Source organism: Nitrosomonas eutropha (genome assembly GCF_003201195.1).
Lineage (GTDB): Bacteria > Pseudomonadota > Gammaproteobacteria > Burkholderiales > Nitrosomonadaceae > Nitrosomonas > Nitrosomonas eutropha.
This window is the reverse complement of record NZ_QICQ01000027.1, coordinates 12,447-38,220: the sequence shown is the minus strand read 5'-3', so window position 1 is coordinate 38,220 and position 25,774 is coordinate 12,447. Positions and strand designations below refer to the sequence as shown.

Annotated in this window: 26 protein-coding genes, 2 pseudogenes and 1 riboswitch; of the genes and pseudogenes, 6 read left to right on the top strand and 22 right to left on the bottom strand. The window is 47.7% G+C overall.

The genetic code is table 11. The features are described from left to right. Both C8R14_RS10060 and C8R14_RS10055 read left to right on the top strand, forming a co-directional pair. Positions 1 to 86: pseudogene (locus C8R14_RS10060) on the top strand (IS5/IS1182 family transposase); the annotation flags it as partial. A 64-nt stretch (positions 87 to 150) separates the two neighbouring features. After that, positions 151 to 1,146, top strand: coding sequence for a type I restriction endonuclease (locus C8R14_RS10055; protein ID WP_011634962.1), 996 nt, complete (start codon positions 151 to 153; stop codon positions 1,144 to 1,146). Between the two features lie 817 nt (positions 1,147 to 1,963). On the opposite strand, the gene C8R14_RS10045 is transcribed toward C8R14_RS10055, so the two are convergent. Then, positions 1,964 to 4,702 (bottom strand): cation-transporting P-type ATPase, encoded by a 2,739-nt coding sequence (locus C8R14_RS10045; protein WP_011634960.1) that lies wholly within the window; start codon positions 4,700 to 4,702, stop codon positions 1,964 to 1,966. 200 nt (positions 4,703 to 4,902) lie between these two features. Here C8R14_RS10045 and C8R14_RS10040 point away from each other — a divergent pair, with 200 nt between their 5' ends. After that, positions 4,903 to 5,673, top strand: coding sequence for a M90 family metallopeptidase (locus C8R14_RS10040; protein ID WP_011634959.1), 771 nt, complete (start codon positions 4,903 to 4,905; stop codon positions 5,671 to 5,673). Between the two features lie 44 nt (positions 5,674 to 5,717). Then, positions 5,718 to 6,059 (top strand): cupin domain-containing protein, encoded by a 342-nt coding sequence (locus C8R14_RS10035; protein ID WP_011634958.1) that lies wholly within the window; start codon positions 5,718 to 5,720, stop codon positions 6,057 to 6,059. A gap of 80 nt (positions 6,060 to 6,139) precedes the next feature. On the opposite strand, the gene dcd is transcribed toward C8R14_RS10035, so the two are convergent. Then, complete coding sequence (gene dcd / locus C8R14_RS10030; protein ID WP_011634957.1) at positions 6,140 to 6,706, bottom strand: dCTP deaminase; 567 nt, start codon at positions 6,704 to 6,706, stop codon at positions 6,140 to 6,142. A 12-nt stretch (positions 6,707 to 6,718) separates the two neighbouring features. After that, positions 6,719 to 7,804, bottom strand: a complete 1,086-nt coding sequence (apbC, locus tag C8R14_RS10025; protein WP_011634956.1) for an iron-sulfur cluster carrier protein ApbC — start codon at positions 7,802 to 7,804, stop codon at positions 6,719 to 6,721. A 105-nt stretch (positions 7,805 to 7,909) separates the two neighbouring features. Here apbC and metG point away from each other — a divergent pair, with 105 nt between their 5' ends. Beyond that, positions 7,910 to 10,015: a methionine--tRNA ligase gene (metG, locus tag C8R14_RS10020; protein WP_011634955.1), complete on the top strand. Its 2,106-nt coding sequence runs from the start codon at positions 7,910 to 7,912 to the stop codon at positions 10,013 to 10,015. Between the two features lie 34 nt (positions 10,016 to 10,049). On the opposite strand, the gene C8R14_RS10015 is transcribed toward metG, so the two are convergent. The 18 genes and pseudogenes from C8R14_RS10015 to C8R14_RS09925 form a co-directional block, all read right to left on the bottom strand. Next, the gene (locus tag C8R14_RS10015) at positions 10,050 to 10,856 is read right to left on the bottom strand and encodes a PEP-CTERM sorting domain-containing protein (RefSeq protein WP_011634954.1); all 807 of its coding nucleotides are present in this window, start codon (positions 10,854 to 10,856) and stop codon (positions 10,050 to 10,052) included. A gap of 665 nt (positions 10,857 to 11,521) precedes the next feature. Beyond that, positions 11,522 to 11,665: pseudogene (locus C8R14_RS14150) on the bottom strand (IS481 family transposase); the annotation flags it as partial. Positions 11,666 to 11,789: 124 nt separating this feature from the next. Further along, positions 11,790 to 12,128, bottom strand: a complete 339-nt coding sequence (locus C8R14_RS10005; RefSeq protein WP_011634953.1) for a hypothetical protein — start codon at positions 12,126 to 12,128, stop codon at positions 11,790 to 11,792. Positions 12,129 to 12,631: 503 nt separating this feature from the next. Beyond that, on the bottom strand, positions 12,632 to 13,240 hold the full coding sequence (cobO, locus tag C8R14_RS09995) for a cob(I)yrinic acid a,c-diamide adenosyltransferase (RefSeq protein ID WP_011634952.1): 609 nt from the start codon (positions 13,238 to 13,240) through the stop codon (positions 12,632 to 12,634). Beyond that, positions 13,240 to 13,830, bottom strand: coding sequence for a hypothetical protein (locus C8R14_RS09990; protein ID WP_011634951.1), 591 nt, complete (start codon positions 13,828 to 13,830; stop codon positions 13,240 to 13,242). The genes cobO and C8R14_RS09990 overlap by 1 nt, the downstream gene beginning before the upstream one ends. A gap of 9 nt (positions 13,831 to 13,839) precedes the next feature. Beyond that, complete coding sequence (btuB, locus tag C8R14_RS09985; protein WP_011634950.1) at positions 13,840 to 15,678, bottom strand: TonB-dependent vitamin B12 receptor; 1,839 nt, start codon at positions 15,676 to 15,678, stop codon at positions 13,840 to 13,842. A gap of 123 nt (positions 15,679 to 15,801) precedes the next feature. Beyond that, positions 15,802 to 16,024: riboswitch (cobalamin riboswitch) on the bottom strand. A gap of 124 nt (positions 16,025 to 16,148) precedes the next feature. Beyond that, positions 16,149 to 16,925 (bottom strand): twin-arginine translocase subunit TatC, encoded by a 777-nt coding sequence (gene tatC / locus C8R14_RS09980; RefSeq protein WP_011634949.1) that lies wholly within the window; start codon positions 16,923 to 16,925, stop codon positions 16,149 to 16,151. Positions 16,926 to 17,015: 90 nt separating this feature from the next. Further along, entirely contained in the window at positions 17,016 to 17,408 is a 393-nt protein-coding gene (gene tatB / locus C8R14_RS09975; RefSeq protein ID WP_011634948.1) for a Sec-independent protein translocase protein TatB, read from the bottom strand. Positions 17,409 to 17,493: 85 nt separating this feature from the next. Beyond that, positions 17,494 to 17,727, bottom strand: coding sequence for a Sec-independent protein translocase subunit TatA (gene tatA, locus C8R14_RS09970; RefSeq protein ID WP_011634947.1), 234 nt, complete (start codon positions 17,725 to 17,727; stop codon positions 17,494 to 17,496). A 19-nt stretch (positions 17,728 to 17,746) separates the two neighbouring features. Continuing rightward, a complete protein-coding gene (locus C8R14_RS09965) occupies positions 17,747 to 18,097 on the bottom strand; it encodes a histidine triad nucleotide-binding protein (protein ID WP_011634946.1) in 351 nt (116 codons plus the stop codon). 1 nt (position 18,098) lies between these two features. Then, positions 18,099 to 18,452, bottom strand: coding sequence for a phosphoribosyl-ATP diphosphatase (locus C8R14_RS09960; RefSeq protein WP_011634945.1), 354 nt, complete (start codon positions 18,450 to 18,452; stop codon positions 18,099 to 18,101). Next, positions 18,449 to 18,838 (bottom strand): phosphoribosyl-AMP cyclohydrolase, encoded by a 390-nt coding sequence (gene hisI / locus C8R14_RS09955; RefSeq protein ID WP_011634944.1) that lies wholly within the window; start codon positions 18,836 to 18,838, stop codon positions 18,449 to 18,451. The genes C8R14_RS09960 and hisI overlap by 4 nt, the downstream gene beginning before the upstream one ends. Before the next feature lie 139 nt (positions 18,839 to 18,977). After that, positions 18,978 to 19,754, bottom strand: coding sequence for an imidazole glycerol phosphate synthase subunit HisF (gene hisF, locus C8R14_RS09950; protein WP_011634943.1), 777 nt, complete (start codon positions 19,752 to 19,754; stop codon positions 18,978 to 18,980). Positions 19,755 to 19,843: 89 nt separating this feature from the next. Next, complete coding sequence (gene hisA / locus C8R14_RS09945; RefSeq protein ID WP_011634942.1) at positions 19,844 to 20,590, bottom strand: 1-(5-phosphoribosyl)-5-[(5-phosphoribosylamino)methylideneamino]imidazole-4-carboxamide isomerase; 747 nt, start codon at positions 20,588 to 20,590, stop codon at positions 19,844 to 19,846. An 84-nt stretch (positions 20,591 to 20,674) separates the two neighbouring features. After that, the gene (gene hisH, locus C8R14_RS09940; RefSeq protein WP_011634941.1) at positions 20,675 to 21,313 is read right to left on the bottom strand and encodes an imidazole glycerol phosphate synthase subunit HisH; all 639 of its coding nucleotides are present in this window, start codon (positions 21,311 to 21,313) and stop codon (positions 20,675 to 20,677) included. A 32-nt stretch (positions 21,314 to 21,345) separates the two neighbouring features. Continuing rightward, the gene (gene hisB / locus C8R14_RS09935) at positions 21,346 to 21,933 is read right to left on the bottom strand and encodes an imidazoleglycerol-phosphate dehydratase HisB (RefSeq protein ID WP_011634940.1); all 588 of its coding nucleotides are present in this window, start codon (positions 21,931 to 21,933) and stop codon (positions 21,346 to 21,348) included. 42 nt (positions 21,934 to 21,975) lie between these two features. After that, entirely contained in the window at positions 21,976 to 23,055 is a 1,080-nt protein-coding gene (hisC, locus tag C8R14_RS09930; RefSeq protein WP_011634939.1) for a histidinol-phosphate transaminase, read from the bottom strand. Positions 23,056 to 23,094: 39 nt separating this feature from the next. Then, positions 23,095 to 23,379, bottom strand: a complete 285-nt coding sequence (locus C8R14_RS09925; RefSeq protein ID WP_011634938.1) for a hypothetical protein — start codon at positions 23,377 to 23,379, stop codon at positions 23,095 to 23,097. A gap of 289 nt (positions 23,380 to 23,668) precedes the next feature. On the opposite strand from C8R14_RS09925, the gene ispH reads away from it, so the two are divergent. Beyond that, complete coding sequence (gene ispH / locus C8R14_RS09920) at positions 23,669 to 24,640, top strand: 4-hydroxy-3-methylbut-2-enyl diphosphate reductase (protein WP_011634937.1); 972 nt, start codon at positions 23,669 to 23,671, stop codon at positions 24,638 to 24,640. A 6-nt stretch (positions 24,641 to 24,646) separates the two neighbouring features. On the opposite strand, the gene thiO is transcribed toward ispH, so the two are convergent. After that, positions 24,647 to 25,756: a glycine oxidase ThiO gene (thiO, locus tag C8R14_RS09915; protein ID WP_011634936.1), complete on the bottom strand. Its 1,110-nt coding sequence runs from the start codon at positions 25,754 to 25,756 to the stop codon at positions 24,647 to 24,649. Positions 25,757 to 25,774 lie beyond the last annotated feature (18 nt).

Below are 25,774 nucleotides of genomic sequence, written 5' to 3'. Positions count from 1 at the left end.
TATGGAAAAATTGTGAGCGTAAACTTAACACCAGCTTGCAGTTTATTCATCTGGCCTTCATGGCACTGATACTCAGAAGATCATAAACAGATTCTTAGAAAGATAAAAGATACGGTACAAACTGAAGAAGCAACAAAGAATGCATTAATCATGCCATTCATACAAATACTTGGCTACAACGTATTTGACCCGAATGAAGTAACACCAGAATTAGTAGCTGATGTAGGGATGAAAAAAGGAGAAAAAGTTGATTATGCCATTCTGAAGGATGGCAAGCCGATTATGCTTTTTGAATGTAAGAAAAGCGGGAGTGATCTGAATATTGGTCATGCATCACAATTATTCAGATATTTTCATGCGACGGAAGCACGTTTTGGAGTGCTTACAAATGGTATTTTGTACCGCTTCTTCACTGACCTGGAACAAGCAAATAAGATGGATGAAAAGCCATTTCTTGAATTCAATATTCTTGACTTCAAGGATCAGTATGTAGAGGAGCTTAAAAAATTTGCCAAGCCTGCGTTCAATGTTGAGTTGATATTAAATACGGCAAGTGATCTGAAATATACAAGAGCGATCCACAATGTTCTAGCTGATTGGATGGTTGCCCCATCTGAGGATTTTGTCAGATTGGCATGCTCCGAAGTCATTAATGGAAAACGTATAACTCCTGCAATAAAGGAGCAATTTACTTTGATAACCAAGAATGCATTTCAACAACTTATTTCGGACAAAATCAATGAGAGACTCAAGCTGGCTATGGAACCATCAGAAGAGTTGAAGAAAGACAACATAATCTCTGATCAGGATTCAGATGGGATCATTACAACTGAAGAAGAATTTGAGGGGTATCGTATTGTCCGTGCAATTCTTCGGGAAACTGTCGATCCGAAGCGAGTGGTTATGCGAGATTCTAAAAGCTACTGCGCGATATTGCTTGATGACAATAATCGCAAGCCAATCTGTCGCTTGCGATTCAATAATCCTTCCAGGATGACGCTGGGGCTATTTGAAGAAAAAGAGGAAAGGATAGTGTCCGTAACAGATCTTTCAGATATTTACCAGTATGCTGAGCACTTCAAGAAAACCGTTTTGGTGTATGACAAACCGGCTGAATTATTACTTGAGGAGGGAGTAGCTACATAATCGCAGATTGTTCATGCGTGCGGTGACGGTGAGCCTGGGGATAATGAAGATTGTGAAGGGACCGTCTGAGCTGGAAATATTGGCCGTGGAATAATTTTCCCGCTCATTGAATTACTTCACACCACCGGTGTTCGTAAAGATGATATTTCTTATCATCCCAGGATCAATAATTCTCTTTCATCAGAAGATTTAGTCATTTGGCCGCAAATAGAACATGGCGAGCGGTGATCCAGCCTCTCCCGTTTCTGCCTGTATGGATAGCTTTATCCTTGCCGAATTTACTATGACTGTGGGAAAAGGAAAGACCAGGAAATCTTGAAGATTTATCTGTTCTGATAGCGTGCTGAAAAGCTTGAAATAGGTTTAATAATGGACAAGGATCCGCAATCTTCTCGATCGCTTTCCTGGCGTATCGTGCCTGTCTTTTGTGCGAGAATCTGGATGTGTATGTTTGGATACTTTCTTTCACGTGGATAAACAGTGTTATTTCAGGAATTTTTAGAAGTGCTAACATTAATTGCGGTTGGATCAGTAATATTAATGCTACTGTTGATTTTGCCAAAAAGGGCAAAAAGATATTTGCTGAAATTACTTTTGATAATTTTTGCAGCTTCCTTATCTACAATCGTAATAATCAGATTCTTAACTTATTTCTTTAGAATATTGTGAATACAGTTCTTGTCATGATTACCAGATTGTAATGTTTGGCATACTCTTTTATCTATAAAAATTCTGTCGTTCACTGTTTGTTTTCTAGTGTACTCTGCTCGCCATCATAACCGCTACTAAGGGTTCACTTCTTGCGATGAGTGAGTTTCTAACCTTTGGCTGTCAATGAAACAAAGTGAGTGCACCGGATAATGAATTTTTCCAGTTCGATCGCGTAGAACACCATCAATCCAGCGGCAATGGATTTACACCATTCCAGCACTGACAAATCAGTTGATTTGAATATGGCCTGCATGGCGGGTAGGTGGGTATAAACAATCTGTAGCAGCGTGCAGACAACAATGGTCAGCAGGATATAACGATTACCGGTTAGGCCTTTGATAAGCGTAATCGGGGCAAAAATATGACGGCTGTTAAGCAAATAGAACATTTCTGCCATTACGATCGTGTTAACAGCGATCGTATGCGCTGTTTCAATCCGGGTGCCATTACCCAGCTCCCACAGAAACAAGCCAAGTGCACTGATCATCATCAGCACAGATACCATTAGAATGCGCCACACAAAAAAACCAGACAGAAATGCCTCAGCCGGTGGGCGTGGGTGGCGATTCATGATATTGCGTTCTGCCGGTTCGAAAGCCAGCGCCAGTCCCAGGGTGCTGGCTGTTACCATGTTGATCCACAATGCCTGTGCTGGTGTAAGTGGCAGTGTGAGTTCGAACAAAATGGCGGCAATGATTATCAACGTTAGGCCACCACTGACCGGTAACATGAATAGTATGAATTTTTTCAGATTGTCGTAAACAGCCCGACCTTCACGTACAGCAGAAACAATGGTGGCAAAGTTGTCATCTGCCAGCACGATATCGGATGCTTCCTTGGCAACTTCAGTCCCCTTCATACCCATTGCCACGCCGACATCCGCGCGTTTAAGCGCCGGTGCATCGTTCACACCGTCGCCGGTCATGGCCACTACCTGTCCACTGGCCTGCAAAGCTTCTACCAGGCGCAGTTTGTGTTCCGGGCTGGCGCGGGCGAATATGTCGATATTCATGACTACATTACGCAAGGCATTATCGTCCATGGCAGCGATTTCTACCCCGGTAAGAGCCGGTTTGCCGGTGCCGATAGCCAGTTGTGCCCCGATGGCGCAAGCCGTTTCCGCATGATCACCGGTAATCATTTTGACCCGGATTCCGGCGCGATGGCATTCCGCTACTGCCCGGATGACTTCCTCACGGGGCGGATCGATGATGCCAATCAGAGCTAGTAGCGTGAATCCTGTTTCCATGTCGGTCATTTTTAGATTGTTTTCCTGTGGTGCCGTACGTTTGCAAGCCAATGCCAGCAAGCGTAATCCTTGAGCCGCCGTGGTGGTTGCCATTCGCTGCCAGTAGCCGGCATCAAGCGGCTGTTCATTATTCTGGTGCAACTGGGTTGTACACATCTCCAGAATACGTTCCGGCGCTCCTTTGACGAAGATCCAGGGCTTATCATCACTGTCGCGGTGATAGGTGGCCATGAAGGAATATTGTGATTCAAACGGAATGACATCCAGGCGTGGCCAGGCAGTATTGGCAAGGTGGCGGGAGAAACTGGTTTTCTCACCCAGCACCAGCAGAGCGCCTTCGGTAGGATCTCCTTCCACATGCCACTGACCGTGCTCCTTTTGCAATCGTGCATCATTGCACAGCACGCCCGTGCGTATTGCCAGGGTAAGCGCCGGATAATGGGCGGGATCAATGACATGTCCGTCAATGTTGCATTCACCTGCTGGTGTATAGCCAACGCCGCTGATATTAAATACATGGTCGGCGCAGATCACATGCTGCACGGTCATTTCATTGCGGGTCAACGTACCTGTCTTGTCAGAGCAGATGACAGTCACCGATCCCAGTGCCTCGACAGCGGGCAGTTGCCGGATGATGGCGTTGCGTCGTGCCATACGTTGAACCCCCAGCGCTAGTGTCACGGTCATGATGGCCGGTAACCCTTCTGGTATCGCCGAAGCGATCAACGCGATCGCCATCATGAACATCTCTTCTGGAGCATGGCCGCGCCAAATGGTGCCCAGTACGAAAGTTGCGACAGAAGCTGCAAGAATGGCGATGGCCAGTATGCGGCCAAAGTTATCAATCTGACGTAATAATGGAGTGGACAGACTCTTTATATCCGTGAGCATCTGGTTGATTTTGCCCAGCTCGGTTGTGCTGCCGGTAGAGACGACAATTCCACTGGCCTGGCCGAATACGACAAGGGTGCCGGAATAGATCATGCCGGAGCGATCACCCAGCGAGGTATCGGGCAGGCTTGTTTCAATGTGTTTCTTTACTGGTATGGATTCCCCAGTCAGTGTAGCTTCATCAATCTGTAATTCCCTGATTGAAGTCAGGCGAATATCCGCCGGCACTCGATCGCCGGAAACCAGCAATACCACATCACCTGGTACTAGTTCAGCAGCGTCTATTTCATGGCGGGAATCATCCCTGATGACGGTTGCGCGGGGCGACAGCATGGCCCGGATAGAATCAAGCGCCGTTTCGGCTTTTCCTTCCTGAATGAAACCAATAAAGACATTAACCATGATTACAGCCAGCAGTACGCCGCTATCCACCCAGTGATCCAGTAGAGCGGTGATGAGCGCTGCAGCAGTCATGATATACAGCAGGATATTGTGGAATTGCATCAGCAGACGAATCAATGGCCCGCGTCGTTTGGGTGGAGGCAGGCGGTTCGATCCGAATCGGGCAAGACGATCCTGGATTTCAGCAGTTTTCAGGCCATTAGGCCCGGTTTGCAGAATTTTCTCAATCTCAGATTGAGTCAGTGTATGCCACTTCGTTTGTCGCAGCGCTTCGGTATTCTTATCTGCAAGTTGATTTGTCATGGCACGGAAGAGAAAGGGCAGATCAGCAGAATGGGCAAGTGTACTGGGATGCTAGAAATTATAGTTGTCATCATGTCTCCTGTGCCTTGCAATCTGTAGACGGGTAACAGATTTTTTTCCATGAAAATCGTAAATCCAACTCTTGGAACAAACAAACGGTACTCTTTTTCTCATGCAACATGATGCTTCCAGGTGATTGAATGATCTGGCTTCTGGAAAAATGGCGGCGTCGCCGAATTCTCAAACGTAAACTTATTCCCGAATCTATCTGGCAACCGGTAGTGGATCAATTACCGTTCTTGTATGGATTGACTCGGAATGAACTCCATCGGTTGCGGGAATGGTCGACAATTTTTTTGCATGACAAAAAAATTAATGGAGTGCAGGGTCTGATCATGACAGAAGCGATGTGTGTAATGATCGCGGCGCAGGCCTGCTTGCTGATTTTGAAGCTGGACCCGGAATATTACGATGACTGGGTAGAAGTAATCGTCTACCCCGGCAAGTTTATTCTCAATCGCGTCTATCGGGATGAAATAGGGATTGTACATACCAGGCGGATGGTGGCTTCGGGTGAATCCTGGCTGACCGGGCCGGTGATTCTGTCATGGGAGGATGTGGCTCATGTTCATCATGAGCATAACGTGGTGATACACGAATTTGCACACAAGCTGGATATGCTGAATGGTTCTGCCAACGGTTATCCGCCCCTGCATAATGGGATGGATCCGCGCAGCTGGGCTGAGGTTTTCAGCCAGGCTTATGAGATTTTCTGTAGACAGGTGGAGCAGGGTGAAGGAACGGGTATCAATCCTTATGCAGCAACGGATCCGGCAGAATTTTTTGCGGTATTGAGTGAAGTTTTTTTTATCAGGCCACATCAGGTGAAGCACCATTTTCCAGCGGTATATCAGCAGCTGGCCCAGTTTTATCGTCAGGATCCGGCAGCGCGGCAGACAGAACCGGCCTGAATGAGCCATTATTGTTTTTTGATTTGATCAGGAGAATGGAAGGTATGGATATATACAAACTACTGGATTTAATCACCCGGCAAAAGGAATCGGGAGATACCTATCTGGAGTTCTTGCGGACGCCATCACTAAGTATGGGGATTTACACCCTGCTTGCGGGATCGTCTGATTTGCAGGAACCGCATGCCGAGGATGAAGTTTATTATGTGGCGCAGGGCCAGGCGAGTATGCGGGTGGGTAGCGACCATCGGCAGATTTCAGCGGGAAGTATTATTTTTGTAGCAGCCAATGTTGATCACTGTTTTTATGACATAACAGAGGATCTGAGCGTGCTGGTGTTTTTTGCTCCGGCCGAATATACCAGCCAAAAACCGAATAGTGGGTAGTTGGCTCTGTTTCTTGTTATGAAGTATCAGAAGTGGGGCAAGAGGAGCTGGTAAGAAATACCTTTTGGTATTTCTCAAATCTATATTTTTGGCAACGTCACTCCTTGTTGAAACTGGTATTTACCCTTGCGATCCTTGTAGGATGTTTCACATACTTCATCCGCTTCAAAAAAGATAACCTGGGCAACGCCTTCATTGGCATAAATCTTGGCAGGCAGGGGGGTCGTGTTGGAGAACTCCAGTGTGACGTAACCCTCCCACTCTGGCTCAAATGGTGTGACATTGACTATGATGCCACAGCGAGCATAAGTGGATTTCCCGAGGCAGATGGTCAGCACATTGCGCGGGATGCGGAAATATTCAACTGTGCGTGCCAGCGCGAAGGAATTGGGCGGGATGATGCAGATATCATTTTTTAAATCAACAAACGAGTTTGAATCGAAACGTTTCGGGTCAACGATGGTTGAATTCAGGTTGGTGAACAGCTTGAATTCATCCGAACAGCGGATGTCGTAACCATAGCTGGAAGTACCGTAGGAGACGATGCTGTGCCCATCTTTCTGTTTAACCTGACCAGGCTCGAATGGCTCAATCATGCCGTATTCGGCGGCCATCCTGCGGATCCATTTATCTGATTTGATCGACATGCGCGGCCTTGATTAATCGTCTTCCATGATAATTTGTGTAAATACATCCGTGTAATCACGCGCCATATCGGAGATTTTCGCTGCTACGCGGCGTGCAATCGTGCGGTAGATGGTGGCGATTTGCCCGTCTGGTTCGGCCACGACACTGGGTGTGCCGGCATCAGTATGCTCGCGGATACGGATATCCAGTGGCAGGGCGCCCAGCAGCTCGACGTTGTAATCCTTGCTCATTTTTTCACCGCCCCCCGTTCCAAAAATCGGCTCGGTATGTCCGCAGTTCGAACAGGTGTGCAGGCTCATGTTTTCCACGATTCCCAAAATAGGAATGCCGACCTTCTCAAACATTTTCAGACCCTTGCGGGCATCCAGCAGGGCAATATCCTGTGGCGTAGTGACGATGACCGCGCCGGTCACCGGAATTTTCTGGGCGAGTGTCAGTTGAATATCACCCGTGCCAGGTGGCAGATCAATAAGCAGATAATCCAAGTCTTGCCAGAGGGTGTCATTCAGTAATTGTTGCAAAGCCTGCGTTACCATCGGACCACGCCAGACCATCGGGGTTTCCACATCAATCAGCAGACCAATCGACATCATCTGAATACCGTGCGCCCGCATCGGCTCGATAGTTTTGCCATCCGGTGAATTCGGCTGTCCGCTGACGCCAAGCATTTGTGGTTGTGACGGGCCGTAGATATCTGCATCCAGAATACCTACTGTTGCCCCTTCAGCTGCCAGTGCCAGTGCCAGGTTGACTGCAGTAGCAGACTTACCTACACCCCCCTTACCGGAAGCGATTGCAATCACATTCTTGACACCGGGTAAAAGTTTGAGTTTGCGCTGTGCACCATGGGCAATGATATTACTGGTGACATTGACTGTGACCGATCCGATTCCGGGCAGGGTACGCAAGGCGTGTTCAATCTGCTGACGGACGGTTTTCAGCACGCTTTTAGCTGGGTAGCCAAGTTCGATATCTATTACAACGCTGGTCTGATTGATCTGAATGTTGTTGACAGTTTTGCTGGTAAGGTAGTTTTTACCGGTCGTGGGATCAATAGTCTGACCCAGCACCGTTTCAATTTGTTGTTGTGTGATCATTGATGAGCGTGCTCCCGCCACAAAAGTATTGATGTTAGCAAATATCGCGCCAGCTGGTTTGCTACAATCTTCTCTTATTATATATTTTGAATTGATGAGTAACCGATGACTGTACGTAATATTCTGGTAACTTCCGCGCTGCCTTATGCTAATGGCAGCATTCATCTGGGGCATCTAGTTGAATATATCCAGACCGATATCTGGGTACGTTTCCAAAAAATGCAGGGGCATACCGTCTATTATGTCTGTGCGGATGATGCGCATGGCACGCCCATCATGCTGCGTGCTGAAAGGGAGGGTATTTCACCGGAAGCATTGATTGCGCGGGTCTATACAGAACATCTGCGTGATTTTACCGGTTTCCATATCGCGTTTGACCAGTATTACAGCACACATTCCGATGAAACGCGCTACTACGCCGAGGATATTTACCAAAAACTGAAAGCAGCCGGGCTGATTGCAATCCGTTCGATAGAACAACTGTATGATCCAGTCAAAAACCTGTTTCTGCCGGATCGCTTTGTTAAAGGTGAATGCCCGAAATGCGGGGCGGTTGATCAATATGGAGATTCCTGTGAAGCCTGTGGCGCGGCCTATACACCAACAGAGCTGAAAAATCCCTATTCCGCTATTTCCGGTGCAACGCCCATCCGAAAAGCATCGGAGCATTTCTTCTTTAAGCTATCTGATCCGCGTTGCAGTGATTTTTTACGTAAATGGACACGCTCAGGCAACCATTTGCAGGTAGAGGCAGCCAACAAAATGGCAGAATGGCTGGGGGAAGAGGGTGAGAATAAATTATCCGATTGGGATATTTCACGCGATGCACCTTATTTTGGCTTTGAAATTCCTGGTGAAACAGACAAGTATTTTTATGTGTGGCTGGATGCACCGATCGGCTACATGGGCAGCTTCAAAAAGCTCTGCACCGAGCAAGGGATTGATTTTGATCAATACTGGAAAAAGGGTGCCACCACGGAGTTGTATCATTTCATCGGCAAGGATATTCTTTATTTTCATGCACTATTCTGGCCGGCAATGCTGGAGAACGCGGGTTATCGTACCCCCACACAGATTTTTGCTCATGGTTTTCTGACCGTGAATGGCGAGAAAATGAGTAAATCACGCGGCACGTTTATTACGGCGGAAAGCTATTTGCAACAGAGGCTGAATCCGGAATGGTTACGCTACTACTATGCCGCCAAGCTCAACGGCAGCATGGAAGATATTGATCTTAACCTGGAAGATTTTGTTACGCGTGTCAATGCGGATCTGGTCGGCAAGTACATCAACATTGCCAGCCGTTGCGCCGGTTTTATCAGCAAATGTTTCGATGGCAAGCTGGTGGCGGGGGAAGATTATCAACTGCTGCAACAAACGGTAGATGAATATTTCTCCAGCTGGCAGCCAGGCGTCATCGAAGCAGCCTACGAGGCGCGCGATTTTTCTGCCGCGATACGCCATATCATGAAGCGAACGGATGAGGTCAACGAACTGATCCACGTGCTTGCACCCTGGGAAATTGCCAAGGATGAGACACGAGAGCGCGAATTACACCGCGCCTGCAGCCTGGGGATCCAGATGTTTTATCTACTCTCCTGTTATCTGAAACCGGTTTTGCCCTATACCGCTGAACGCATCGAGCATTTTCTCAATTGGATGGCGCTGGGTTGGCCCAGACAGCAAGCAGGACAACCTTTATCCACTATGCTGCTGCCGGCAGGTCACACTATTAATACTTATCAACACCTTATCACCCGTATTGATCCCAAACAAATTGCTGCACTGACAGAGGCCAACCGACAAACCATGACGACCAGTAACGACACTCATTCACTCACGCGGCATGCTGAAGCACAACAACGTGTCATTGCTCCCATTGCTGAAACAATTTCAATCGAGGATTTCAGCAAGATCGATCTGCGCATTGCCCGGATTCTTGACGCACAACATGTTCCCGGTGCCGACAAACTGCTGCAACTGACACTGGATATCGGCTCTGAACAGCGTTCCGTCTTCGCAGGCATCAAATCTGCCTATGACCCGGAACAACTCAAAGGACGGCTGACTGTGATGGTCGCTAACCTTGCTCCGCGCAAAATGAAATTTGGACTCTCAGAAGGCATGGTGCTGGCTGCAAGCGGTGAAAGCGGCGGCCCATTCTTGCTCGCCCCGGACAGCGGCGCACAACCAGGCATGCGGGTGAAGTAAGCGTTTCTGAGAGATACCAACGATTGTACTGTTGTTAATACACTTGTCTGCGGCGTTTGACGATGCTCAGTAACCCCAGGCCTATCAGCAGTAGAGTGTATGTCCCTGGTTCGGGAACTTGTTGCATTATGCTAAAGGAAGCGTTCAAACCATAGCGAGCTGCAAGGTTTGGATTGTCCTCCAGTTGGTCCCAGTAACTTGATCCTCCTGCGAAGACAGAGTAGTCACCTGGATCAAGTTGAAATGTTTTTGATACGAAATTATCAGCCACACCATCTCCACCTGGAATGAGTCCAGTACCATAGTTCATGGCACCATCATAAGCGTGCCCGATATAGCTGAGGTAGCTTGGATCCAATGCCTGCGGATCATCTTCGTTGGTGATGCTCCAGTCAGCCAGTGCCACGAATGAGCCTTCGCTGCCTTCGGGGCGCAGGAGTTTAGAACCGTCAGTGTTGTCATGATCAAGTTCGTGAGGTGAAACGTGAGCTAATCCTCGATATAGCGAGAATCCAGGCGTCAATCCCAGCATTGAAAGGGCTTCTTCACCTTTGTAGTTGGTAGTCATCGCGCTATCTTCCCGAAAACTGAGATTTACGCTAGCCGAGCTGGTAAGCGTAAACCGGAAAGGCAGTACTCCGTGGCTGTTCCCCTGGTCGGAATCAGTTCCATCTATCCAGCCGTAGTTACCTGTTACGAACTGATGAAGAATGGTGTTTGAGCCGCCAGTGGTCGAATCGTAGATTCCAAAATCACGGCTGCTATAGCTGATATGAGCAACGGCGGGTAGCGAGGTTATACCAGCAGCGAAAAGTAATGCGCATTTGATCGTCTTGTTCATCTAAATTTTTTCTTAATATTTGAGTGATTGGTAAAAGAGGCTATGCTCGGAAACTTCCTGTCTTGCGTAGCCTGGGTACCAAGTATCAAATAAGCCATTGGAATAAACAATGTGACATATTGTCGCATGCGACAAGTACCAGTGAATAAATACCCGATCTTTGTGCCTGGAATTTATATATTCCGTGAAACTTGAGATCTATAGCAATTACTGTAATTTTTCTTCGTTACAATCCCATACATCATAACTTTACCTGATTAGAAAGATTGTTCAGCCAGACCCGATTTTTTCTATGATAAGGCGCATAGCGGCCCAAACAAACCTATCAAAGAGGAATTATCATGGCCATGAACTGTATTCAATTTTAAGTAGGCTTGTCTTTACTTGATTTCTTACACAGTTTGGCACGGATGAGCAATGTGCGGATGTATTGGAAGTATCTCGTTGGCCGTAAGAATTTAGCTGCCCAGGCTGCGGCAACGCAAATTACTACTTGCTTAAGGCAGGAAAATACAAGAACTTCCAATGCAAGCAAGCGCTGCCGTCTGCAGACAATCTCTGATTGTAGGCGCCTTGTTCCAAAGCCCCCACTTGTCGCTAAGCATCTGGTTCCTGGCAATTTATCTGATCAGCCAAGCCAAGACCGGGCCTGTCGGCACTCGACACAAAAATTCACGGGTGATGGCCAGCAGATCATCCAAAGGCAGCAGCAGTGAGCGATGCAGATAAATCGCAATGGCTTCTTGTGCTGGTGTAAGCGTAGTCTGCAGCCGGTGTGGCGTGTGTGATCGATCGGTAAAAACGTCGCGATGCTTCCATTTTCAGGTCGTCTGTTCGGTGACGCATAGTGTTGCGCCAGCACCACAACAGAATCAACGCTTGCGACAACTAGCCTGACACAAGGGGAAAAAAGCGGCTATTTGATATTGGGATTTAGTCTTTCTGTTCTGTTACCACGGACATGGAGTCAAGCTGCGTCTTGTAACCTTGCCTCTCCATAAACGTTTTTAAAGTCTGATACGCTTCAAGTCCGTAGGAATTTGCCAGCATAAGCGCTATCCGTGTCTGGATTACGAACACTCTCAGGCCTTCATGCTTCTCCTGAGTTGGATTCGTAACCTCTGTTATGCTTCTGGTGGCGTCTTCCGGGTAGCTTCTTTGATACTTCAGTAGCAGTTCTTCAATATCTTGATGATTGATTCTGGCTTTTTCAGCGACTATGAGCGTATTTATCGTCTCTTTCGGCCCTTTATCTCGTATAAGTTTAAGCATGATTATTTTCAATGATTCCAGGAATTCATGTGTGTTCTATGGGAGTGTTTACATGTAGTTGAGTTTCTGTTCAGATCGTACTGCGTGCGAAACTACACTGCCATATTTTCCAGTTTCTGCAATATCGTCTCATGTGACATACCGATATGTTCGGCCACTTCATGATGATCGATAGCCTGTTGCAATATCGTTTTGTACTTGTCTTTTCTCTATATACCATTTGTATCGTTAAACAGCCTGACGTGTATATATCCTGGAAATTTTACTGTTTTTATGTATTCTGGACAAAAATTTTATTATTTAAGAGGATATTGATCAAATCAATAAGCGTTATTGAAACCATAACTGCGAACGTGATGAGCCTCCAGAGGCTTTTCAAAATCAATAGATTCTGGATGCTACAGCCTTGCAGGCCTCTTAGTGGCGGATAAATCAGCGTTTTACTGATGGATCCTGGGCAGTTGTAAGGTTTCTTCTACTGACAAGCTTCCGGAGTGGCGTTGTCAGTAATCAATCCCTATTTGTGCCTGGATCCCAGACTGGAAGGCGTGTTTGATATCACGCATTTCGGTGACGGTATCGGCTGTCTGGCATAAAGCATCCGGTGCGGCACGGCCGGTAATGACAACATGCTGCATCGCCGGGCGGTTCTGCAGATCAGCTAATACGGTATTGATGTCCAGCCAGCCAAACTTGAGCGGGTAGGTGAGCTCATCCAGTATCAGCAGGTCAATGGAGGGATCATGCAGCATGGTTTGTACAACTGCCCATCCACGTCTGGCAGTTTCCTTGTCGCGTTCAAGATCTTGTGTATCCCAGGTAAAGCCTTCCCCCAGCACATGCCAGATGATATTTTTCTGCTGTTGGAAGAAAGCTTCTTCGCCGGTGTCGGAGCGCCCCTTGATGAACTGCGCGACGCCAACGCGCATACTATGACCCAGTGCGCGGGCAGCCATGCCGAAAGCGGAGCTTGATTTACCCTTGCCGTTGCCGGTCAATACCAGCAGCAAGCCTTTACTTTTATCAGCACGGGCAATCGCGGCATCGACAACTGTCTTTTGGCGTTGCATTCGGGCACGGTGGCGCTGCGCCCGATCTGCTTCAGCGTTCATTATTGGTATTGGCTGATTGCATTATTCCGGGGGTAACGCGATTGATGGATCAACGCAAGAGGGATGTGTATTGCTGCTGCCATGCTGACGTAAAACAGTAAAGACTGGAGATAAAGCGGGAAATAGTACAGTTCACGCTGCCAGAATTCAGCAAAATTGGTTTCTGTAAACTGACCGGAGAAGAAATAGAATCCGCCACTGGAGAATAATTCACATAGCATTGCACCGATCAGAAGGCTGAAGGATAGTGGCATCCATGCCCGCCATGAGAATTGATAGTGTGTAGCAAACCAGCGACCAGCAGCCCAGAGGGCGCTATAGGCAGGCAGCAGGAAGGCGTAGGCTGTAGTCAGACAGAATTCGCTTTCTGCAACAGTGAAGTAAGCTGAAGAGTCGAGTATCCAGGTTAATGCGAGAAAACCAGGTAATGACCAGCTTGAACGAAGATAGAGGCCGGCCAGAAAGAAGACGGCCCAGGAAGCTCCTGGCAGGCTGTGCAATGAGGCGAAGTGATATTCGCGGGTGGCAATCATCAGGGCGATCAGGATGAACCCGATCAGGTATTGATAGTGTAATGGTAATGGCTTCATGGTTTTATCCTATGGTTGATAGCGCAGGGTAGCAAAGAAGCTGCGCCCGGGTTGGTTGAAGAATGCAGCGGTTTCATAGTCCTTGTCAAACAGGTTTTCAACTCGTCCTTGTATGCGCCACTGTGAATTGATCAGATATTCTGCCCGTAAATCGACTTTGACGTAATCATCCAGCTGCTGCTTATTTGCCAGATCATCGTAACGATTGGCTTCCGCAAGAAACAGTGCCCCCACCACAAAATTACCAAGCTGGCGACTGGCATCAATCCGGAAGGCCTGTTTGCTGCGTCGTGGTAGGATATTGCCTCGATTAGCACCTTTGGAGCGATTTTCTGGATTGAGAAAAGTGAGGTTGGTTTGAATCAGCCAGCCTTTGATTTCAGTGTTGAGGATAGCTTCCAATCCTTGTATGCGCGCTTTGTCTATATTATCTGGAGCGAATGTTGCCGCATTATATGAGATCAGGTTATCAATCCAGGTTTCATACAGGTTGAGTGACCAATTACCTCGGTCGAACCGGCCAGTTGCACCCAGTTCTACCGTGTGGGCATCCTCCGGCTTGAGATGAGGGTTGCCAAATCCAGGGAAATACAGTTCATTGAAGGTAGGGGCTTTAAACGCGCTACCGAAGCCAGCAGTCAGCCTGACCCGTTCAGTCAGTGAATAGCCCCAGGAAGCACCACCGGTTACCTGGCTGCCGAATTGCTGATTGTCATCATGACGTAAAGAAAGCTGCAGTTTGTGCGCTGCGAGTGAAATCTGGTGTTGTGCAAATACGCCCCAGTTATAGCGTGAGGTAGTGGTGAATTTTTCCGTGCTGTTGACATGATCATACAGATAATCTGTGCCGATGGTCAAAAGCTGATTCGGGGTTACAGTGATATCATTTTGCCAGGAGATCGTATCGCGCCGGGCGTGGTAGCGCGTCATGAACATTTTCTCCTTGAAATTATCGGAATCTTCATTACTGCGCCCCATTGTTAAGGTGATGCGCCAAGGCTCAAAAGGCGAATAACGCGCAGTTCCTCCGAACATCTGTTGTGCCAGTTTGGTTCGGTTGATAAAGCCGCCGTCGTATTCGTAATGTCCATCAGTGTGTAAAAAACTGGCTTCGACATCCAATCCGCTATCGAAGTGGTAGCCGGCACGGGCCGAGCCGGAGATATTACGGTAGCCATCCTTGTCCGGTTCAACGGTGAAGCATCCCGCACTAAAAGAACCTTTGCAGGCATTAAAGCCATTGGTGTCTGATCCGCTGATGCCGAGATTAAACCAGGCGTGTTCGCTGCTACCGGAGAGAGTAGCTGAGCCATTGATGGTTCCATAGCTGCCCCCCCCAAAACTGAGGGTGGGTTTTAATCCCTTTTTTCCGCTTTTACGTGTGAAGATCTGGATGACGCCACCTACCGCTTCCGGGCCGTATAAGCTGGAACGTGGTCCCCGGACGATCTCAATACGATCAATCAACTCTACCGGGTAGTTCTGGATTTCACTAAAACCGGAGGTGGCAGAGCCCATTCTGATGCCATCAACCAGAACCAGTACGTGGTCGGATTCTGTACCTCGCAGAAAAAGTGTGGTCAATTTTCCAGGGCCACCGGTATTGGCGACATTGATACCTGCGATACCGTGCAGCAGATCTTGCACTGAACGTGCCTGCTGACGCTCAATATCAGTTCGTGTAATGACGGTAACTGAGGCAAGTGTATCTTCCGCGGCTTGATCAGTACGGCTAGCGGTAACGACAACCGGGTTTTCGAGATAGTTGATTTCTTCCGCCCATGAGACGGCAGAAAGATTGATTCCCAGCCATAGAGCCAGTACAGATGAAGCATGATTTCTGGACATTGTTTCCTCCGCGCACACCCGCGCGATGATCGGGTTATAAACAGATTGCGGAGAAACAGCAGGGAACCTGACATAATTAAATGCCAGGAATAAGATCCGGTGCCGTGTATTGCCCTCCGCAATAACATGATATTGCTTCAGGCCGGTCTCCGGACTTGTGAGTAGATTTATTTCCTGATTCTGCGCCTTCCCGTGCCGGATGGCACAGTGGCGTGTGCAGAATATTGACTCATTTACCGTTGCGGGGGCAGTGTCGGCATTGCATTGTTTGATTCCAGTGCGCACCGGCTTCCCGTTTCATCCCTCGTGCAAATGCATCTGGGACACCTCAAGCAAGGGAGTGGAGACTATAGCAGCGCTATGACCATGTCAAGAATGGTCCGGGAGGATGGTTCCGAAACTGGCTGGTAATTCTTCTGTGGTGCAGGGAGAATTTTGCTGTTGGTATGTGGTTGGTAAATTGGTTCTTGTTATTCATTTTTTCCAGTATTGTCACGTTGATGCTGCATAGCGGATGGTACTGATTCCCGAGTGGGTTGTTTCATCAACAGGGCAGCAAGGAGGATACCCAGTTCATAAAGCAGATATAGAGGAATTGCCAGCAAGATCTGCGACATGACATCAGGTGGGGTGAAAATCGCGCCGATGATAAATGCACCAACCAGAACGAAGCGGCGGATGGATCTCATTTTTTCTATTGAAACGAGACCGGTACGGATGAGGATCAGTACGAAAACCGGTACTTCAAATGTGATGCCGAAAGCCAGGAACATTGATAATATGAAGTTGAGGTATTCGCTGATGTCAGTCATGACAGCGACACCTTCTGGCGCAAAATAGACGATGAATTCAAATACCAGCGGTAGCACGGCGAAGTAGGCGAATGCCATGCCTGTGAAGAACAGGAGGCTGCTGATGAATACCAGCGGTAGAAACAGGCGTTTTTCGTGGCTGTACAGACCAGGTGCGACAAATGCCCAAACCTGATAGAGCGTGTGTGGCAAGGTGATGAGAAATGCCACCATTAACGCAACTTTCATCGGGATGAAGAATGGAGTTACCACTTCTGTGGCAATCATTTGCCCGCCTTGCGGCAGTTTTTCCAGCAGAGGAAAGGCCAGGAAACTGTACAGCTCTCGCGCGAAAAAGGCACAGGGGAGAAAACCCAGAAACAGTACCAGGAGTGCCCGAATCAGCCGGGCACGTAATTCCGCCAGATGCGAAATAAAAGTATTGTCATCATCCATCTGTTGCTGTGGTTTATCCTGTGGTTAAATTGAGTGGCTTGATAAAAAAGAGGCTGTTAGCGGCTTACAGTGGTTGAATCTCTGCAAAAACTAACTGCCCGATTGCCGGGGTTCTTTAGGGGTCGATGAAGCGGCTGCCTCGGTGTTTTCGGGCTCGGTTTTCCCCCCTGATTCAACTGCATGAGATTCTTTTTCAGGCACGGCTGCGGGCCGGGTATCTGCTGTTTCCTGTATTTTGTTGATTTCGCTGTGCACCGAGTTCTGAAATGAATCGACGGTTTCGTGCATGGAATCCCTGAGTTTTCTCAGGCTGTCCAGCTCCATTTCTTCATTTAGATCACGTTTTACCTGCTCGATATAACGTCGGGCTCGCCCCAGAAAATAACCTGCTGTGCGTGCAACCGCCGGCAATCGCTCCGGCCCGATGACCACAAGGGCTACAATTCCAATGACGATAAGTTCAGTGAAGCTGATATCAAACATTTGCAGGCTCGAATAGCATTGAATGCTGCTTCGGGATTATCCGGAAAATCCTGTTCCCATGATTGTGCAGAGCCATATTGTCAGATCACACTTTTGTCTGATCTTTTTCTTCTATTTCACTTTTGATCGAATGGCCGGTTACCTGTTGGTGTGAAGGAGGTGGCTGGGTATTTTCCTCTTCAGCACCCTTCATACCTTCCTTGAATCCACGGACAGCTCCTCCCAGATCGCTGCCAAGGTTGCGCAGTTTTTTGGTCCCAAATACCAGCACAACGATCGCCAGAACAACCAGCCAGTGCCAAATACTAAAACTTCCCATTATTTGCTCCTTAAGCGGATTAGCCGTGATGAATCATAGCGGGCAAGCGATCCTTCCCCCCGATAACATGAAGATGAAGATGGAAAATTTCCTGTCCTCCTACCCGCCCGGTGTTGATAATGGTTCGAAACCCATCTGTACATCCCTGGTCTGCCGCCAAGCGGGGAGCTAGCCACAGCATTTTCCCGAGTAGCTGCTGATGACTCAGGTCAACTTCATTTAATGATTCGATATGTTGTTTGGGTATCAGCATAAAATGCACAGGCGCTGCCGGATGAATATCATAAAACGCTATTGTTTCATCATCTTCATGGATTTTAGTGGCTGGAATTTCACCACGTACGATTTTGCAGAATATACAATCTTCCATATCATTCAGCCTTAGTTGGCTCAGGTTGGTTTTGAGATCGTGACAATTTCTCTTCGATACCGGATACTCCTTCTCTTCGCTCCAGTTCCGACAGTATAGCTTCCGGCGAGATGTCGTGCCTGGCAAGCATGATCAAGCAATGAAACCACAAGTCCGCTGTTTCATAAATAATCTGTTCTCTGTCATTGTCCTTGCAAGCCATGATAGTTTCAGCGGCTTCTTCAGCAATTTTTTTTAGCACTTTATCTTCGTTGCTGCTTAGCAGTTTTGCGATGTAGGAATGAGCAGGGTCGGCGCTTTTGCGTGCTTCAATCGTCTGAGTCAGTCGCTGTAATATCGTTGAAGAGGAGGTCATTGGGTATAAATTTGTGATGGGTCTTTGATAACGGGCTCTGTGATTACCCATTCCCCATTTTTCAATTGGCGGAAAAAGCAGCTTTGCCTACCTGTATGGCAAGCAATCCCCCCTTTTTGTTCCACACTGAGGAGGAGGACATCTTTATCACAATCCAGATGGATTGCCTGGACTATCTGGGTATGGCCGGATTCCTCACCTTTGTGCCACAGCTTCTTTCTGGAGCGCGACCAGTAAACTGCTTCACCAGTTTCGACAGTACGTTTGAGCGCGTCGCGGTTCATCCAGGCCACCATCAAAATCTTGCCACCGTTTTCATCCTGTGCGATTACCGGGATGAGGCCGTCAACTGACCAGTTTATTGTATCAAGCCATTCATCTGTCATTAGCTGTTCCTTGTGTGCTGCTGCTTTCAGGGCGATCTTAACAGTTTCAGGAATACTTGCAAAATGTGGGAATACCGTAGGAAAAACGGCCTCCATGGTAATTGTGGCGACTCAGAAGTAAAGACCGTGTTCCACTTTCTTACAGGCGGACTTCTATGCCGTGTGATAACAGATATTCCTTGGCCTGACGGATACTGAATTCGCCATAATGAAAAATACTGGCTGCCAGCACTGCATCAGCATGGCCTTGCAAAATACCGTCCACCAGATGATCCAGGTTACCTACACCACCGCTGGCAATAACGGGTAAGTCTACTGCATCGGAGATTGTGCGTGTCAGAACAAGATCAAATCCGGAGCGAGTACCATCACGATCCATGCTGGTCAGCAGAATTTCTCCGGCACCCAAGGATTGTATCTTTTGAGCCCATTCAATCGCATCAAGCCCGGTTGGCTTGCGCCCGCCATGGGTGAATACTTCCCAGCGCGGAGATTCAGGGTTTCCGTCAGATGTTTGCCTGGCATCAATGGCGATTACGATACACTGAGAACCGTAATGATCTGCTGATTCCTTGATCAGTTCCGGATTCAATACTGCGGAAGTGTTGATGCTGACCTTGTCAGCCCCCGCGTTCAGCAGCCGGCGCACATCCTCGGCCTTGCAGACGCCTCCTCCCACCGTTAGTGGGATGAAAACCTGTGAGGCGACCTTTTCCACAATATGCAGGATTAAATCGCGATTCTCCACGCTTGCAGTAATATCGAGAAAGACGAGTTCATCCGCTCCCTGCTCATTATAGCTGCGAGCAATTTCAACCGGATCTCCTGCATCCCGCAGAGAGACAAAATTGACACCTTTGACGACGCGCCCGTCCTTAATATCAAGGCAGGGAATAATACGTTTGGCTAATCCCATTGGTCAAAGTTATCAGAAATAAATTAGATAAAAAAAGAAGGGGATAAAAAGCACAAAGCCAGTGAGTTTCTGTGAGTGAGTGATGTCAATCACTTTGCTGAATCCAGCTGATCTGCCAAGGCTTGTGCTTCCTTGAAATCAAGGGAGCCCTGATAAATTGCCCGGCCAGTGATGACACCGGTGATTCCTTCGGACTGGACTTGGCACAATTTCCTGATGTCATCCAGGTTGGTCACACCGCCACTTGCAATGACGGGAATTGTCAGCGCTTGAGCGAGTTCCACAGTAGCTTCGATATTGAGGCCGTTGAGCATGCCATCACGACCGATATCGGTGTGAATAATTGCTTCGACACCGTAATCCTGGAATTTTTTTGCAAGATCAATAACGTCATGGCCGGTTACTTTGGACCAGCCGTCAACAGCCACTTTTCCACCTTTGGCATCCAGCCCGACCATAATCTGACCTGGAAACGCATAGCAGGCATCGTGCAGGAAGCCAGGTATCTTGACCGCAGCCGTTCCAATGATTACGTAGCTGATGCCGTTATCCAGATAGTACTCGACAGTTTCCAGATCGCGGATTCCTCCGCCCAGCTGGATTGGAATTCTTCCATCAATGGCTTCGACTATCGCGCGGATAGCTTCACCATTTTTAGGTTTTCCGGCAAAAGCACCATTAAGGTCAACCAGATGCAGCTGACGGGCTCCGTTATCCAGCCAGTGCAGTGCAACTGTTTCAGGGGTTTCTGAAAATACTGTGGCATCTTCCATGATGCCTTGCTTCAGGCGGACGCATTGTCCGTCTTTCAGATCTATAGCAGGAATAATCAGCATACGAAGTTATCGGGGTTAATGATCAGACTTGAAAAAAATTGATAATACAATGGAAATGCTGGATAGGATAATGCTGGAATGTTGTTATGGTATCCATTTTAGGAAATTACTCAATAATGCCAATCCTGCGGAATGACTTTTCTCCGGGTGAAACTGGGTGGCAAAAATATTGTCTCTGGCAACTGCACATGTGAATGGGGTTGGATAGTTGGTACTACCCGCCACGATTCCTGGTTCATCTGTAGCTACGTAATAGCTGTGAACAAAGTAAAAGCGTGTGCCGGTATCAATTCTATCCCACAGTGGATGCGCCATAACCTGGTGAACCTGGTTCCAGCCCATGTGAGGAATCTTGAGTTTTGGGGTGTTGTTACCGGCGGTCTCACGCACGTCTAATTTTTTCACACTGCCTGGCAAAATACCCAGTGCTGAGGTATCGCCTTCCTCACTTTCCTTGAACAACATTTGCAGTCCGAGGCAAATGCCGAGAAAAGGTTTATTTTGAGCTGCTTCGACGACTACTTCACGCAAACCCTGATCATCCAGAGCCTCCATGCAATGAGGCATCGCACCCTGGCCCGGAACAACAACGCGTGAGGCAGATCGGATAACCTCCGGATCATTGGTAACCGTGACAACCGCAGATGAATCGACATATTCCAGTGCTTTGGATACCGATCTCAGGTTGCCCATCCCATAATCTACAACGGCAATCGAGTTCATGTTCGTATCAGATGTTCTGAGCGTTTTTTTACCTACAGCACGCCTTTGGTGGATGGAATAAGGTCATCGCAGCGTGGATCAATTGTTACAGCCATACGCAGTGCACGGCCGAATGCCTTGAAAATAGATTCAGCCTGGTGATGTGCGTTTTTACCGGCGAGGTTATCTATGTGCAGTGTCATCATGGCATGATTGACAAAGCCCTGAAAGAATTCCTGGATCAGATCGACATCGAAAGAGCCGATAACCGCACGTGTAAATGTGGTGTTGAACTGCAAGCCAGGCCTTCCGGACAAATCGATGACTACTCTTGACAAGGTTTCGTCCAGAGGCACATATGCATGACCGTAGCGAAATATTCCTTTTTTGTCACCAATGGCACGATTCAGTGCCTGACCCAGTGCAATGCCAATATCTTCCACAGTATGGTGGGCATCGATATGAAGGTCGCCTTTGGCTGCAACATTCAAGTCAATCATGCCATGGCGGGCAATCTGATCCAGCATGTGATCAAGAAAAGGAACGCCGCTATCCAATTCCGCTTTGCCCTGGCCGTCCAGGTTGATTGCTACGGTAATTTGTGTTTCCTGAGTGTTGCGAGTAACTTGGGCTTTGCGCATGAGTATTTAAATTTGAACGGAGTGTTTTGTTTAGTCTTCCGGTTAATTTTCAGCGATCAAATCTTGCAGTGTATTGCAGAAATAATCGTTTTCTTCGGGCGTGCCAACTGTTACACGGAGGCAATTTTTTAATAAGGGGTGGCTGTTGTCAAGGTTCTTCACCAAAATACGACGCTGCTGAAGTTGCTTGAAAACATGGCTGGCGTTGTTGAGCCGGAATAAAATGAAATTGGCATCAGAGGGATAGGCTTCAACACCTTTCAGGCTTTCAAGAAAGATTCTTAATTTGGTTCGGGTTTGTTTAATTATGTCAGCCTGATGTTGTAGCGTATCGTAATGTTGCATGATTTTTTCTGCCATAAGCTGGGTAATTACATTGACATTGTAAGGCAGGCGCAATTTCTCCAGATGATACAGCCAGCTCGGCCTGCCGACCAGGAACCCGAGGCGAAGCCCGGCCAATCCCAATTTCGAAAGCGTTCGCATAACCAGTAAATTCGGATAATTTGGGAGTTTTTCAATAAAACTTTTCCCTGCAAATGGATGATAAGCTTCGTCTATTACAACCAGACCTTTGGATATTTGAATTATTTTATTCAGGGCGGCCTCGTCAAACAGATTGCCGCTGGGGTTGTTCGGGTAGGCCAAAAACAGAATAGCTGGCTGGTGGTGTGAAATTGCCGTGAGCATCATGTCAAGATCCAGCGAGAAATCTGGTCTTAACGGAATGCCGACATATTCCATATTTGTAAATGTAGCAATCATTTTGAACATGGCAAATCCGGGTTCAACAGTCAGTAGCTTTGCTCCTGGTTTTGCAGCTGCCAGCATGATGATTTGAATGATTTCATCTGAACCATTTCCCAGCATGATTTCCATTCCATCTGGAATAGATAGCGATGTTCGAAGCGTTTCTTTGAGTGCCGCGGCATGCGGATCAGGGTAGCGGTTGATATGCGCGCCTGCTGTAATCCGGGTAATCTCTTCACCCAAAAAGGAGGGGAGCTGATAGGGATTTTCCATTGCGTCCAGCTTGATCATGTCCTTCGCGGGCGGGACGTGGTAGGCTGATAGTGCAAGAATTTCCTGGCGGATAATCTGGTCAGGTGACAAAGAAGTCATGTATCAAAAAGAAGGAGAGATGTCGTACAATCCTGTCATTTACTTGGGATTGTTATCATCTTTATCTTTTCCACCAAAATAAAAGAGAACTGCGCTGATGACCACCACCGGGAAAACGACGAAATAACTTATCGCATACAGCGTGTCTTCATCGTGGCCAGTGCTGTTGATAATTTTGTAGCCATGCATTACTGCCACAAGGATTACGCCAATCAAGCCGACCAAGCGGTGGTTGAGCAGTTTTTTGTTTGTAATTATGTTTAGCCCGAGCGCAGCGAAATGCCCGACGAAATAAATAAAAGTATAAAAAATCAGTGCGCCCATCAGGAGTACTCAAATAAAACCATCAAGTTTTGAAGCTGGTTAAACACGTATGTCGTGAAATATTTTGAAAGTATACAGCCAGAGAGAAAGGATTTTAAGAAGTTTATATATAACGGAGGCTTAAGATTTAATTATCATCCTGTTTATAGCCTTATCAAATCGGGTGAAACGGGATAAAGATGAATGACGAGTATGTGTTAATAGGATAGGCTTCAGAGATGAAAACTGAAAACCCCTTCGGGATTATTTTATAATCAAACCTGTGCATAAATCATGGAGAAATAGGCTGATGATCAAGGTGTTGCTTGCAAACCCGAGAGGGTTCTGTGCTGGTGTTGACCGAGCTATTGAAATCGTTGAACGTGCATTGACGATGTATGGCGCCCCCATCTATGTGAGGCATGAGGTTGTCCACAATCGTTTCGTGGTTGAAGATCTGGAGAAAAAAGGAGCGGTATTTGTAGAAAATTTGGAGGAAGTGCCGGAAGGGAGCATGCTTATCTTCAGTGCTCATGGTGTTTCCCACGAAGTAAGAAGAGATGCAGCCGCTCGTAAGCTGCAGATATTTGATGCTACCTGTCCGCTTGTTACCAAGGTACACGTGGAAGTGGCCAAAATGGACCGAGAGGGCAAGGAGATCGTCATGATCGGCCATCAGGGTCACCCTGAGGTTGAGGGAACCATGGGGCAGATCGAGAAGAAAAAAGGGACGATGTACCTTGTGGAAACAGCGGAAGACGTATCCGGACTACAGGTCAAGGATGAAGATAATCTGGCATATGTCACCCAGACAACATTGTCTGTTGATGATGCAGCGCGCGTGATTGAGGCACTGAAACGACGTTTTCCAAAGATTGTTGGCCCGAAAAAAGATGATATTTGCTACGCTACGCAAAATCGACAGGATGCTGTCAAAAAGTTGGTCAAGCTCTGTGATCTGGTGATTGTGGTGGGTTCGCCAAACAGTTCGAATTCAAATCGCCTTTGTGAGGTGGCCAGAAACGAGAATGTAGAAGCATATATGGTCGATCAGGCGGCACAGTTGCAGGAGAGCTGGCTGGCCAACAAGCAGTGTATTGGAATTACTGCAGGTGCGTCTGCTCCGGAGATACTGGTTCAGCAGGTACTGGAGCGTCTTGAGCAGATTGCGACAAAACAGTCGAATCAGGGTGTGGTGGTGGAAGAGCTGGCGGGAGTCCTTGAATCCGTAACATTCCCATTACCAAAGGCTGAGCCAGTCGGTTTCAACAAGCATATCTGATTGAAATTACCCAGACAGATTCCATCCTTGCTGATAGGGTGTGGTATCAAAAGGTTGAGCTCGTTGCATGATCTCGTTTGTTAATATTTCTGCGCTGCCAGGGGCCATCGTGACGCCATAGCGAAAATGTCCGCTGTTGACATAAAGGTTTTTAAGGAATGGATGTGCCCCGATGACGGGGATATTGCCAGGTGTGGCGGGGCGCAAGCCTGACCAGTGTCTTAGCGGCAACATATTACTCAGCTTTGGTAATATTTTTCCTGCCCATTTGGATAATTTGTCTTTCGCTTCCAGTGTAATGCGCTTATCGAATCCGACATCTTCGGTTGTGCTGCCGACGAGTAAATGTCCATCACGCCGGGGAATGAGATAAAGGTCTTGTTGCAATACGACAGAATGCAAAGGTTTTTCCGGGAATTTGTATAACAGTATCTGTCCTCGGATTGGTTTTATTTCAATATTCAACGCATATTCTCCAAGAATATTCCTGCTCCATGCACCGGCTGACAGGATGTATCGATCGGCAGAGAGGTTTTTATGTGGGACCCGGATGGATCTAACTTCCTGCCTGGTTGCATTCAGTTTCTGGACCTCGCAGTGTTCAATTATATTTCCACCGAGCTGTTTGACGCGTTTGCATAACGCTTGTGACAGACGTGGATTTCGAACTTGGGCGACGTCAGGAAGCAATAGTGCCTGATCAGCTTGCTGCTGGGTGCAATCGTAGATTCCCGGAGTTCTAGCATGGGTTGAAAGTGGAAATATCTGGTATGTCAACGGTGCCGCATGAGCAGCGCACCAGCTAACAGCTTCATCCAAGTCATAGGGTGGAAGAGCGAGAAGTCCGCATACGTGATATTCCGGATTAATTCCTGTAGCCGCGCTAAGTGCAGCAGTCCACTCTGGATAGAGTGATGTGCTGAAAGCGACGAGTCGGTTTATGGTGTCCGGATAGTTCCAGGGGCACAGAGGGGACAGAATGCCTCCGCCTGCCCATGATGCCTCGCAGCCAGCTTTGCGACGTTCAAGGAGCGTGACTGATGCCCCTTCTTCAAGTAATCGGAGCGCAGTGGCAAGACCGATAATCCCAGCTCCAATCACTATAAAATCACTCATTATTCCTGTTGTCAGATG

Bases quoted from the DNA above. Each gene is read 5' to 3' on its own strand.
- C8R14_RS10005 (WP_011634953.1), bottom strand. From the start codon at position 12,128: ATGCTTAAACTTATACGAGATAAAGGGCCGAAAGAGACGATAAATACG.
- btuB (WP_011634950.1), bottom strand. From the start codon at position 15,678: ATGTCCAGAAATCATGCTTCATCTGTACTGGCTCTATGGCTGGGAATC.
- hisA (WP_011634942.1), bottom strand. From the start codon at position 20,590: ATGCTGATTATTCCTGCTATAGATCTGAAAGACGGACAATGCGTCCGC.
- dcd (WP_011634957.1), bottom strand. From the start codon at position 6,706: ATGTCGATCAAATCAGATAAATGGATCCGCAGGATGGCCGCCGAATAC.
- tatC (WP_011634949.1), bottom strand. From the start codon at position 16,925: ATGGATGATGACAATACTTTTATTTCGCATCTGGCGGAATTACGTGCC.
- hisC (WP_011634939.1), bottom strand. From the start codon at position 23,055: ATGACTTCTTTGTCACCTGACCAGATTATCCGCCAGGAAATTCTTGCA.
- hisB (WP_011634940.1), bottom strand. From the start codon at position 21,933: ATGCGCAAAGCCCAAGTTACTCGCAACACTCAGGAAACACAAATTACC.
- C8R14_RS09960 (WP_011634945.1), bottom strand. From the start codon at position 18,452: ATGACCTCCTCTTCAACGATATTACAGCGACTGACTCAGACGATTGAA.
- apbC (WP_011634956.1), bottom strand. From the start codon at position 7,804: ATGATCACACAACAACAAATTGAAACGGTGCTGGGTCAGACTATTGAT.
- hisI (WP_011634944.1), bottom strand. From the start codon at position 18,838: ATGACAGATGAATGGCTTGATACAATAAACTGGTCAGTTGACGGCCTC.
- ispH (WP_011634937.1), top strand. From the start codon at position 23,669: ATGATCAAGGTGTTGCTTGCAAACCCGAGAGGGTTCTGTGCTGGTGTT.
- C8R14_RS09990 (WP_011634951.1), bottom strand. From the start codon at position 13,830: ATGAAGCCATTACCATTACACTATCAATACCTGATCGGGTTCATCCTG.
- thiO (WP_011634936.1), bottom strand. From the start codon at position 25,756: ATGAGTGATTTTATAGTGATTGGAGCTGGGATTATCGGTCTTGCCACT.
- C8R14_RS10045 (WP_011634960.1), bottom strand. From the start codon at position 4,702: ATGACAAATCAACTTGCAGATAAGAATACCGAAGCGCTGCGACAAACG.
- C8R14_RS10015 (WP_011634954.1), bottom strand. From the start codon at position 10,856: ATGAACAAGACGATCAAATGCGCATTACTTTTCGCTGCTGGTATAACC.
- tatB (WP_011634948.1), bottom strand. From the start codon at position 17,408: ATGTTTGATATCAGCTTCACTGAACTTATCGTCATTGGAATTGTAGCC.
- metG (WP_011634955.1), top strand. From the start codon at position 7,910: ATGACTGTACGTAATATTCTGGTAACTTCCGCGCTGCCTTATGCTAAT.
- hisF (WP_011634943.1), bottom strand. From the start codon at position 19,754: ATGGGATTAGCCAAACGTATTATTCCCTGCCTTGATATTAAGGACGGG.
- C8R14_RS10040 (WP_011634959.1), top strand. From the start codon at position 4,903: ATGATCTGGCTTCTGGAAAAATGGCGGCGTCGCCGAATTCTCAAACGT.
- cobO (WP_011634952.1), bottom strand. From the start codon at position 13,240: ATGAACGCTGAAGCAGATCGGGCGCAGCGCCACCGTGCCCGAATGCAA.
- C8R14_RS10055 (WP_011634962.1), top strand. From the start codon at position 151: ATGCCATTCATACAAATACTTGGCTACAACGTATTTGACCCGAATGAA.
- C8R14_RS09925 (WP_011634938.1), bottom strand. From the start codon at position 23,379: ATGGGCGCACTGATTTTTTATACTTTTATTTATTTCGTCGGGCATTTC.
- tatA (WP_011634947.1), bottom strand. From the start codon at position 17,727: ATGGGAAGTTTTAGTATTTGGCACTGGCTGGTTGTTCTGGCGATCGTT.
- C8R14_RS10035 (WP_011634958.1), top strand. From the start codon at position 5,718: ATGGATATATACAAACTACTGGATTTAATCACCCGGCAAAAGGAATCG.
- C8R14_RS09965 (WP_011634946.1), bottom strand. From the start codon at position 18,097: ATGGAAGATTGTATATTCTGCAAAATCGTACGTGGTGAAATTCCAGCC.
- hisH (WP_011634941.1), bottom strand. From the start codon at position 21,313: ATGAACTCGATTGCCGTTGTAGATTATGGGATGGGCAACCTGAGATCG.